Here is a 10,313-nt window from a genome sequence, read left to right as displayed (position 1 = left end):
TAAGGAAGAAAACAAAATAGGAAGGAGTTATGATACTAAGAAAAAGAAAGCTGTAACAGCAGTTCAGCTTACGGAAGACGGAAAAGTAAGAAGAATGTATGCTATGAAAATAGATGATTTTTCAGCAAAATCACTTCAGTACATTTTTGTGAATCATATTAGTAGGGAAGCAAAAGTTAATACAGATAAATGGAGAGGTTATAGACCTATCGCTAAGGCATATAATATAGAACAAATTGAGAGTAACAATGGATTAAATTTCAAAGCATTACATACAATGATACATCAAGTTAAATCTTGGATTAGAACAACTTATTCTTGGGTAGGTCATCATAATTTAAACCGATATTTTAATGAGTTTTGCTTTAGAATAAACCGTTCACAAAGCAAGAACACTATATTCAATAACCTTATTACTAAAATGGTCGATAAGGATAAAATATGTCACTCGGAATTAATGAGTAGTTAAGTGATGACCTCTAAACATTAAATAGATTTTTGATAGAATAAATAGGACAAACTATCGTATCATAGGCTTACGCTGCTAATTGTATCATAATAAATACTCTTTACAATACCATCTGACAAACCAATCTTTGGCACTAATATGTCTTTTGCTCCGCTCCATTTCATTGCAGATAAATAAATGCGCAACGCTGGAATAATAACATCAGCTCTATCCTGATTAAGGTTGAGTTCAGTAATCCTTTCTTCGTAAGTGTAATCTTGTAGCTTTTTAAAATAGCTGGTTAAATAGAAGTAAGATAATGGCTTACCTATATCCTTACCTGATATTTTGAATATTTTGTTAATGTTACCACCAGTGCCAATAAGTTCTATCTTATCATAAATATTTGTGTGACTTTTTATCCAATCTTCTAAAGAACGCCATGTTTCATTCGTAACACTGTCGTTTAATAATCTTACAGTACCTATTCTAAATGATTTAGATTCTATTTTTTCAGAATTATGAATTACTGAAAACTCCGTACTTCCTCCACCTACATCTACGTATAAATATGTTTTATTAGGGTTAATAAATTTGTTCAGGTCTGTTGCAGCAATTATTGTTGCTTCTTCTTCTCCGTCTATAATATCTATTTTAATATTACAATTTTCATCAACCAGTTTACAGACCTCACCGCCATTTGAGGCATCTCGCATAGCGGAAGTTGCACATGCTTTGTAATTAACTACGCCATGAGATTTCATTAATAAGTAAAAAGCAGTCATTGTGTCTAGCATACGCTGCTTATTATATTCGGATATTGCGCCAGAAACAAAAACATCAGCTCCTAACCTAATAGGCACTCTAACTAGAGCATTTTTTTTAAAAATTACGGGTTTATCCTTTTGCTCTATTATACTTTTTATTAATAGTCTTACAGCATTAGAACCTATATCTATGGCAGCGTATTTTTTTATTTTAAGCATCTGAGACTTCTAGTTTATTTTTGTAATAGTCATAAATTTCAAACTGTGCTCTAATTTTTTTGTCAGTAGTCGAAATTTTATAACTATTATCTTGGTTTTGATTTATAATTCTAGCTTTTACGTTGTCTCTCCAACAAATATCAAAAATATCTTGAAGCTCTTGTTTAATCTCTGTGTCATATATTGGACAACTGACCTCTACTCTATTATCAATATTTCTTGTCATCCAATCTGCTGAAGATATATATATTTTAGGGTCATTATTATTTGAAAATATAAAAAGTCTTGTGTGCTCTAAAAATTTGTCTACAATACTAATAACTTCAATATTATCACTCATCCCTTCAACACCAGGTACTAAGCAGCAAATACCTCTTATAATCATTTGTATTTTTACACCTGCTCTACTAGCTTCGTAGAGTTTATCTACCATATTGTGGCTACTCATACTATTCATCTTAAGCTTTATGTAAGCAGATTTGCCAGCTTTTGCATTATCAATTTCATTATCTATCAGTCCAAACAGTTTTGTCTGGGTGTAGTGAGGTGATGTAATAATATGTTTGTAACGGTAAATTTTGTAATTAACTTCAAAAAAATTAAAAACTTTATTTAAATCTTTTAGTATCCTCTGATCTGCTGTAAATAGTGTGAAATCTGTATAAATCCTGGCAGTAGACTCGTTAAAATTTCCAGTACTTACAAAACCATAACGTTTGATTTTTTGATGCTCTTCACGCTCAATTACACACATTTTACTATGTACTTTTAGGCCTGGAACACCAAATAGCATGTTTACACCTTCATCTTGCATTTGTTCAGCGTAGTTGATATTTGCTTCTTCATCAAAGCGTGCTCTTAACTCTATAGAAACGGTCACTTTTTTTCCGTTTTTTGCTGCATTTATTAAAGAACTAGCAACATGAGATATTTGTGCAAGCCTATAAATCGTTATCTTTATTGACTTTACAGTTGGATCCAAAGCAGCCTCACGCAAAAACTTAACGATGTATGAAAACGTATGATAAGGTGTATGTACCATATAATCTTTATTGGATATAGTACTAAAAATACTCTGCTCTAAACTTAGATTTTTGACTGGTAGCGGATTTATTTTATCGTACAGTAAATCCTTCCGACCAAGACTAGGAAAACTCATGTAATCACGCCTATTGTGATAGCGACCACCGGGTATAACGCTGTCTTTAGAGTCAATACCCATTTTTTCCATTAAATATTTTAAAGTTTCTTCGTCTAAAGTAGAGTCATAAACAAACCTAACTGGCTCACCAATTTTTCTATCCCTAACACTGTCAGATATTTTATCTATAAAGCTTTTACTTAAGTCGCTATCAAAGTCCAACTCCCCATCTCTGGTGATTTTTATCATGTTAGCAGATATGGATGTATAATCAAAAATATTGAAAATATCTTTCAAGCTATAGCGCAACAAATCATCTATTAAAATGATGTAACTTTTTTCTCCAATTTTTGGTAATACCACAAACCTATTCATAGCCTTGGATATTTCTATGAGTGCATATTGTTTTATATTGTTTTTTAAATTCATCTTAACAATCAAATAGGCGGCACTATCTTTAAGTAGGGGAAGTTCTACATTTTCATTAAGAATTATAGTTACCAAAGCTGGGCTTACTTCTTCATAAAAATAACTTTTTATGTAATCGTGATGAGCCTTTTGGATTTGAGTTTCGTTAATAATATGAATGTCTTGTTCTTTTAATTTGTCTTGAATACTCTCAAGAATCCCTAAACTAGTTCTTTGATGCTCTATAACTATCTCTGTGATTCGTTCTAATAAATCACTAGCTTTGATACCTCCAAGATGACTTTTACCACCTTTACCAGCCTGATCTATACGCTTTACCGTAGCGTATCTTACCTTAAAAAATTCATCCAAATTATTAGAGAAAATTCCTATAAAACGTAACCGTTCTATTAAGGGTACATTTTCATCTGCAGCTTCTTGAAGCACTCGAGCGTTAAACTGTAGCCAACTTAGCTCTCGATTGATGTACGAATTATTGAGTTTGGTCATGAAGAAATCTTTTTTCAAATATAACCGTTCAAAAAAAGAAGTACTATAATATTTTGTAAAAAATTAAGCTCTATAATCGCGAGGAAACATAAGAAGCTCTGTTTCTCCATATCTAGCAAACTCCCATGAATCTATATTGAATTTTAAAACAACCAAACCCGATGTTGGTAAATTATCAATAAACTTATCTCCAAGCATATTGGCTATAGCGGTAAATGCATGATTATGTCCAAAAATTACGACGGTATCTAATGTGTTATTTAGTGTAGCAATAAAGTTTAGTACAGACTCTCCGCCAAAATCATATAATTCATTTACAATTTCAATTTCATTATCTGTCCAATTCAAATTTCTCTTAAAAATATTACAGGTTGAAAATGCTCTATTGGCGGGGCTTGAATAAATTCTATCAAGTACGTAGTTTTTTTCTTTAAAAACTTTAGCTATTGTTGAAGCATCTTTAATCCCTCTTTTCTTTAAAGGTCTATCAATATCTCCTATACCGTATTCCCATGAAGATTTTGCGTGTCTAATAAGGATAACCCTCTTCTCTTTCATCGATTAAATACATGTTTTTTACGATAAACCGTTTTATTTGTTAGATTAAAATCATAGGTTGCACAAATTTATACAATATCATTGTAAAGGTATAACATCTTATAAATTATTAAATAAACGAAGAATTGACAGTATTTTAAGATTTTACTCAATGTTTTTTATCGTTTTTAAAGTATTGTTAAATGCACTTGACCCTGTTTTAATTTTATTTCGTCGTTTATTTAATTAAGGTGATAGTCGCTCAACCATCCAGTTGTAATTATCTTCTAATTTATAACGTATTCTATCGTGTAGACGGTTAGGTCTTCCTTGCCAAAACTCTAGTTCTACTGGTTTTACCATAAACCCACCCCAATATTCAGGACGTTCTATATCTTTTCCTTCGAATTTTTCTTCTAATGCTTTTAATCTATTTTCTAATTCCGCTCTATCTTTTACAACTTCGCTTTGGTTAGATGCTATAGCTCCTAATTGGCTTCCTCTTGGTCTAGATTCAAAATAACCATCACTTAAGTTTTCTGCAATCTTCTCAGCTTTCCCCTTAACTATTATCTGACGTTCTGCAGCTGGCCAGAAAAAGGACAAACAGACATTTGGATTATGAAGTATAGCTTTTCCTTTTTCGCTATTGTAATTGGTATAAAAAATAAAACCTTCATGTGTGTATTTTTTAAGTAGCACTACTCTACTCTTTGGATAACCATCTAAACCTAAAGTAGAAATAGTCATGGCATTGGTTTCGCCCACATTAAAATGTGTATCAACTTCTAAAAACCAATCTCTAAATAATTCAATTGGGTTTTCTGGTGCCTTAGATAATAACAACTCTCCTTTTTCATATGATTTCCTGTAATCTCCTAAATCCTTTTCCATTGCTTATGGTTTAAATTCAAAAACTTTTCCATCATCTGCCAATTCTACATTACTAAATATAGGCTCAGCTTCTGTTTTAAATAAGAATAAATCATCGTATCGTGTAGAATAATGTCCTAAAATCAATTTCCCTACATTAGCCTTTTTGGCTATAGTAGCCGCCTGTTTTGCAGAGCTATGTTTTGTAGTTTCACACAAATTCTCATGCCTTTCTAAGAATGTAGATTCGTGATAAAGTACATCCGCTTCTTTTATTATTGGGACAATAGCTTCATTATATGCCGTATCACTACAAAACGCATAAGATTTTGCTTTTGGTGGTGGTAATGTGACTGTACTATTTTTTATTAGTTCTCCGTGTTCGTTAGTGACATCTGCTCCTTGTTTTAGCTTTCTAAAATAAGACTTGTCTATATTACTATTTAAGACAGCTTTCAAATCCAATTTACGTTCGCCTTCCTTTTCTTTAAATAAAAAACCGTTGGTGTACACACGATGAATCAGTGGTATGGTATATACTTCGACTTTATCATCTTCAAATATTAATTCAGAGTCCTTAGATTCTAACACATGAAAGTATAGGTTATAATTGGTCCATGAGTCCGAAAGTTTCATCTGAAGTGTAATGACTTGCTTTAATCCTTTTGGTCCATAGACATGAAGGTCAGCTTCACGCTTAAGTAATCTAAAAGTAGATATTAATCCTACCAACCCAAAGTAATGATCACCATGAAGATGAGAAATAAAAATGTGTTTAATTCTAGAAAATTTAATCTTATTCTTCCGAAGTTGCACTTGTGTACCTTCGCCACAATCAATTAAAAAAAGATGGTTTTTTATTTCTAAAACTTGGGATGTCGGATTTGTGAATGTCCGTGGTGTCGCACTATAGCAGCCTAGAATATTTAATTTCATTTTCTAAAATCCTAAGTCACGTTCAATATCTTCCATTTCAATAATATCGTAAGCTTCGTGCATTGTTGGCACAATACAAATTTCATCTGGCATCGTGTCTAAATCTACTTTATCAGATACTAAAACAAACGATTTTTTATCACCACGATGTGTGTTACTTACTATAAGAAACTCAATAATATCCTCGAGTGAAATATCATCTAAACTCGAAAGTCTAACAATAATATGGTCATTTTTATACTTTTCGTAGACTTGCTCGATATTATTTACCAAAGTTTTTACCGACGCTTTTTGTTGCGTTATAATTGTGATATTTCCATCTTTATTAAATATCATAGCTATTGCTTTATTTTTGAAGCTAAAAGATAAATTACTGCCATCCTAATCGCTACACCGTTTTCAACTTGATTTAAAATAATGGATTGTTCAGAATCTGCAACATCACTAGTTATCTCTACACCACGATTTATTGGACCTGGATGCATAATAGTTATTTCTTTTTCTAAACTATTCAATAAGGCTCTGGTAACACCATATTGCTGTGCATACTCGCGAGTTGAAGGGAAATAACTGATATCCATACGCTCGTTTTGCACACGAAGCATATTTGCTACATCACACCACTCTAATGCTTTTCTTAAATTGGTTTCGACTTTGACTCCTAAATCTTTTATGTATTTTGGTAGTAATGTTTTTGGCCCACATACCATGACATGTGCACCTTGAAGCTTTAATGCATATATGTTTGATAATGCTACACGACTATGTAAAATATCGCCAACAATTACAACGTTCTTTCCTTTTACACTTCCCAATGCTTCCCTGATTGAATAAGAATCTAGTAAAGCCTGTGTTGGATGCTCATGGGCACCGTCTCCTGCATTAATAATACTGGCATCTATATGTTTAGACAAAAAGATACCAGCACCAGGACTAGGATGACGCATCACAACCATATCTACTTTCATGGATAAGATATTATTTACGGTATCTATAAGTGTTTCTCCTTTTTTTACTGATGATTGTGAAGCTGAAAAATTAATAACATCAGCAGAAAGTCTTTTTTCTGCAAGCTCAAATGAGAGTTTTGTTCGGGTTGAGTTTTCAAAAAATAAATTAGCAATAGTAATATCTCTTAATGATGGTACTTTTTTTATCGGACGATTAATAACCTCTTTAAATTGGTCTGCAGTTTCAAAAATAAGTTGAATATCCGCTTTGTTCAGATATTTAATTCCTAGTAAGTGATTAACACTTAATTGACTCATGCTCTTATTTATTTATTAAGTAAACAGCATCTTCACCTTCGTTTTCTGCCCAATTTACTATAACTTTTTCTTTATTTATGGCATCCACCTGTCGCCCTCTATAATCGGGTTGTATTGGTAAATGTCTGCTAAATCGCCTATCTATTAACGTGAGTAATTCTATATGATTTGGTCTACCAAAAGATTGAACTGCTGTTAATGCCGCACGAATACTTCTGCCTGTATACAATACATCATCTACAAAAACAACATCTTTACCCTCAACAATAAAATTGATATTAGTAGTGTTGGCTTCTAATGGTTTTTCGCCACGTCGGAAATCATCTCTAAAAAATGTAATATCTAAATGACCATAGTTAAGATTTTTGATTTTGTAATCTTCTTTCAAAATCTTTGCTATGCGGTCTGCAAGAAATTTACCTCTTGGTTGTAGGCCTATAAGTACAGTGTTGGAAAAGTCGTTGTGATTTTCAATAAGTTGACAAGCCAATCTGTGAAGGATAATGTTTACTTCTTTAGAATTAAGTAATACTTTTTGACTCATATAACTTCCAAACGTATTTGGTTGGCAAAGTTAAACTAAATAATTTGAGTATCAAACTCATATTTTGACAGAAAAAAGCCTCACAAAAATGTGAGGCTTTTAATTTTATAAAAATCTGGAAGAATTATTTCTTACCGTCCATTTTATCTTTAAGTGCTTGTAATGCGTCGTTAGCATCACCTAAAGTAGGTTTAGCTTCTGCTGCTTGAGCTTCCTGTTTTCTTACAGCTTGCTTAACAATCTTCGCTTCTTCTTCTCTAAATACTGCAGTATGAGATGCTACAACTCTTTTGAATTCTTTATTGAACTCAATGATTTTAAATTCAGCTTCTTCACCTTTCTTTAATTTAGAACCGTCTTCTTTTTCTAAGTGACGTTGTGGTACAAATGCAGTGATATCTTCATTAAAATCAATAGTTGCACCTTTATCAACGATTTCAGTAATCGCTGCTTTGTGTACAGATTCTAATGCAAACTCAGTTTCGTACTTATCCCATGGGTTTTCAGTAGTTTGTTTGTGACCTAAAGATAATTTACGTCCTTCAACATCTAATTCTAATACTACAACGTCTAGTTTATCTCCTACGTTACAGAACTCAGATGGATGCTTGATTTTCTTAGTCCAAGATAAGTCAGAGATGTAAATTAATCCATCGATACCTTCTTCTAATTCAACAAATACACCGAAATTTGTAAAGTTACGTACAATACCTGTGTGTTTAGAACCTACAGGATACTTAGTTGTAATATCTGTCCATGGGTCTGGCGTTAATTGCTTAATACCAAGTGACATTTTACGATCTTCTCTATCTAAAGTTAAGATAACCGCATCAATCTCATCTCCTACAGAAACAAAATCTTGTGCAGAACGTAAGTGCGTAGACCATGACATTTCAGATACGTGTACTAATCCTTCAACACCTTCTTCTACTTCGATAAATGCACCGTAATCAGCGATTACGACCACTTTACCTTTTACTTTATCTCCAACTTTTACATCCTCACTTAAAGCTTCCCAAGGATGCTTAGATAATTGCTTAAGACCTAATTGAATTCTAGATTTGTTTTCATCAAAATCAAGGATAACAACATTTAATTTCTGATCTAACTCAACAATCTCGTTTGGATGGTTGATACGTGACCAAGAAAGGTCTGTAATGTGTACTAAACCATCTACGCCACCAAGATCTATAAACACACCATAAGAAGTAATGTTTTTAACAACACCTTCTAATACTTGTCCTTTTTCTAACTGGCTAATGATTTCTTTTTTCTGCTCTTCAATATCTGCTTCGATAAGCGCTTTATGAGAAACAACAATATTTTTGAATTCGTGGTTGATTTTTACAACTTTAAACTCCATCGTTTTGTTCACATACTGATCGTAATCTCTAATAGGCTTCACATCGATTTGAGAACCTGGCAAGAAAGCTTCTATACCAAATACATCTACAATCATACCACCTTTAGTTCTGCATTTTACAAAACCGTTTACGATTTCTCCTGTATCGTGTGCATTGTTTACACGATCCCATGCTTTAATTACTCTAGCTTTTCTGTGAGATAATACCAATTGACCTGTTGCGTCTTCACGAACATCAATTAATACTTCAACCTTGTCACCTACTTTTAAGCCTGGGTTGTAACGGAACTCATTAAGAGATATTACACCTTCAGACTTTGCGTTGATATCAATAATTGCATCACGATCTGTAATAGTGATTACAGTTCCTTCTACAACTTCATCATCTAAAGTATCAACGAAATTTTCAGAAACTAATTTCTCAAATTCTTCAAGTTTAGTGTCTGCAACTTGTTCAATACCTTCTTCGTAATTGTGCCAATCAAACTCTTTTAAGAATTTTTCTGGGTTTGCCTGAGCTTCAGATACTACAGGTGCTTGGGTTGCCTGAGCTTCAGTTGCCTCTACAGCTACTTCAGCTTTTTTTGTTTTGTTTTCAGCCATTGCTGATTATAGTTTGTATTCTGTATGTTTTGAAAGTTTTTAGGAGAAACTGTACAGAAGTTATTAATTAAAATTTGTTTTCCCTCTTCAACTCTCTAAAACTCCATGAAAAGGAGCGCAAAAATACTACTAAATCTTGGTAAAACCAAACATATATTTCGATGAATTTTACTGAGTTTAATTCACCTTAAGCAATTGAATATCAAATTGATGAAATGTAACGTATTTTTTGGCATTTATTTTGATATATTTACAACTAGTATTAACAATTAACAATATAATAATTATGTATAAAGCTAAATATCAAGCTGTATTAGACTTAGGCGAAGAATTAAACATTAAAGATGGTAAAGTTGAAGAAGCTGCAGACAAATTAAAAATTTGGGGAACAGCAAACACACCATATGAAAAAGACGCACTATGGAACAAAATCAAAGAAATAGGTGGCGATAATCCATCGGATATTATGGCAGATATTAAGGTTGCTGATAACTCTGTATACGCAAGACATACCGTAACTTCAGGACAAACTTTAGGAAAAATCGCAAAACACTACTATGGTGATGCTATGAAGTATAAAGAAATCTTTGCTGCTAACACAGACATTCTAAAAAATCCAGATATTATTCATCCAGATCAAGAATTAGTGATTCCAAACTTGTAATAAGTATTTAGAAAACAAAATGAAGAAGCGAC

The 10,313-nt window shown here is 32.5% G+C and carries 11 protein-coding genes; 2 read left to right on the top strand and 9 right to left on the bottom strand.

Annotated elements, in window-relative coordinates:
- On the top strand, positions 1 to 469 hold a 469-nt coding region (locus HKP48_RS01265), incomplete at its 5' end, for an IS1595 family transposase (RefSeq protein WP_296342016.1).
- A gap of 59 nt (positions 470 to 528) precedes the next feature.
- Here HKP48_RS01265 and HKP48_RS01260 read toward each other — a convergent pair.
- The 9 genes from HKP48_RS01260 to rpsA all read right to left on the bottom strand — a co-directional run bounded on the left by HKP48_RS01260 (position 529) and on the right by rpsA (position 9,617).
- On the bottom strand, positions 529 to 1,434 hold the full coding sequence (locus tag HKP48_RS01260) for an exopolyphosphatase (RefSeq protein WP_296342014.1): 906 nt from the start codon (positions 1,432 to 1,434) through the stop codon (positions 529 to 531).
- On the bottom strand, positions 1,427 to 3,493 hold the full coding sequence (gene ppk1, locus HKP48_RS01255; protein WP_296342012.1) for a polyphosphate kinase 1: 2,067 nt from the start codon (positions 3,491 to 3,493) through the stop codon (positions 1,427 to 1,429). The genes HKP48_RS01260 and ppk1 overlap by 8 nt, the downstream gene beginning before the upstream one ends.
- Before the next feature lie 63 nt (positions 3,494 to 3,556).
- Complete coding sequence (locus HKP48_RS01250) at positions 3,557 to 4,051, bottom strand: histidine phosphatase family protein (protein ID WP_296342010.1); 495 nt, start codon at positions 4,049 to 4,051, stop codon at positions 3,557 to 3,559.
- A 225-nt stretch (positions 4,052 to 4,276) separates the two neighbouring features.
- Entirely contained in the window at positions 4,277 to 4,924 is a 648-nt protein-coding gene (gene pdxH / locus HKP48_RS01245) for a pyridoxamine 5'-phosphate oxidase (protein WP_296342008.1), read from the bottom strand.
- A gap of 3 nt (positions 4,925 to 4,927) precedes the next feature.
- The gene (locus HKP48_RS01240; RefSeq protein ID WP_296342006.1) at positions 4,928 to 5,839 is read right to left on the bottom strand and encodes a ribonuclease Z; all 912 of its coding nucleotides are present in this window, start codon (positions 5,837 to 5,839) and stop codon (positions 4,928 to 4,930) included.
- A gap of 3 nt (positions 5,840 to 5,842) precedes the next feature.
- Positions 5,843 to 6,175: a ribonuclease Z gene (locus HKP48_RS01235; RefSeq protein ID WP_296342003.1), complete on the bottom strand. Its 333-nt coding sequence runs from the start codon at positions 6,173 to 6,175 to the stop codon at positions 5,843 to 5,845.
- Between the two features lie 2 nt (positions 6,176 to 6,177).
- Positions 6,178 to 7,107, bottom strand: coding sequence for an aspartate carbamoyltransferase catalytic subunit (locus HKP48_RS01230; RefSeq protein WP_296342002.1), 930 nt, complete (start codon positions 7,105 to 7,107; stop codon positions 6,178 to 6,180).
- A 4-nt stretch (positions 7,108 to 7,111) separates the two neighbouring features.
- Positions 7,112 to 7,651 (bottom strand): bifunctional pyr operon transcriptional regulator/uracil phosphoribosyltransferase PyrR, encoded by a 540-nt coding sequence (gene pyrR / locus HKP48_RS01225; protein ID WP_296342000.1) that lies wholly within the window; start codon positions 7,649 to 7,651, stop codon positions 7,112 to 7,114.
- Positions 7,652 to 7,775: 124 nt separating this feature from the next.
- On the bottom strand, positions 7,776 to 9,617 hold the full coding sequence (gene rpsA / locus HKP48_RS01220; protein ID WP_296341997.1) for a 30S ribosomal protein S1: 1,842 nt from the start codon (positions 9,615 to 9,617) through the stop codon (positions 7,776 to 7,778).
- A gap of 286 nt (positions 9,618 to 9,903) precedes the next feature.
- Here rpsA and HKP48_RS01215 point away from each other — a divergent pair, with 286 nt between their 5' ends.
- The gene (locus HKP48_RS01215) at positions 9,904 to 10,281 is read left to right on the top strand and encodes a LysM peptidoglycan-binding domain-containing protein (RefSeq protein WP_296341995.1); all 378 of its coding nucleotides are present in this window, start codon (positions 9,904 to 9,906) and stop codon (positions 10,279 to 10,281) included.
- The last annotated feature ends 32 nt before the right edge of the window (positions 10,282 to 10,313 follow it).

It is taken from the genome of Winogradskyella sp. (assembly GCF_013042245.1).
Lineage (GTDB): Bacteria > Bacteroidota > Bacteroidia > Flavobacteriales > Flavobacteriaceae > Winogradskyella.
Note: the sequence above shows the minus strand (reverse complement) of the source record. Positions and strands in the feature narration are given on the sequence as shown.

Coding starts and splice junctions, on each gene's coding strand:
- HKP48_RS01260 (WP_296342014.1), bottom strand. CDS start 1,434: ATGCTTAAAATAAAAAAATACGCTGCCATAGATATAGGTTCTAATGCT.
- ppk1 (WP_296342012.1), bottom strand. CDS start 3,493: ATGACCAAACTCAATAATTCGTACATCAATCGAGAGCTAAGTTGGCTA.
- HKP48_RS01250 (WP_296342010.1), bottom strand. CDS start 4,051: ATGAAAGAGAAGAGGGTTATCCTTATTAGACACGCAAAATCTTCATGG.
- pdxH (WP_296342008.1), bottom strand. CDS start 4,924: ATGGAAAAGGATTTAGGAGATTACAGGAAATCATATGAAAAAGGAGAG.
- HKP48_RS01240 (WP_296342006.1), bottom strand. CDS start 5,839: ATGAAATTAAATATTCTAGGCTGCTATAGTGCGACACCACGGACATTC.
- HKP48_RS01235 (WP_296342003.1), bottom strand. CDS start 6,175: ATGATATTTAATAAAGATGGAAATATCACAATTATAACGCAACAAAAA.
- HKP48_RS01230 (WP_296342002.1), bottom strand. CDS start 7,107: ATGAGTCAATTAAGTGTTAATCACTTACTAGGAATTAAATATCTGAAC.
- pyrR (WP_296342000.1), bottom strand. CDS start 7,651: ATGAGTCAAAAAGTATTACTTAATTCTAAAGAAGTAAACATTATCCTT.
- rpsA (WP_296341997.1), bottom strand. CDS start 9,617: ATGGCTGAAAACAAAACAAAAAAAGCTGAAGTAGCTGTAGAGGCAACT.
- HKP48_RS01215 (WP_296341995.1), top strand. CDS start 9,904: ATGTATAAAGCTAAATATCAAGCTGTATTAGACTTAGGCGAAGAATTA.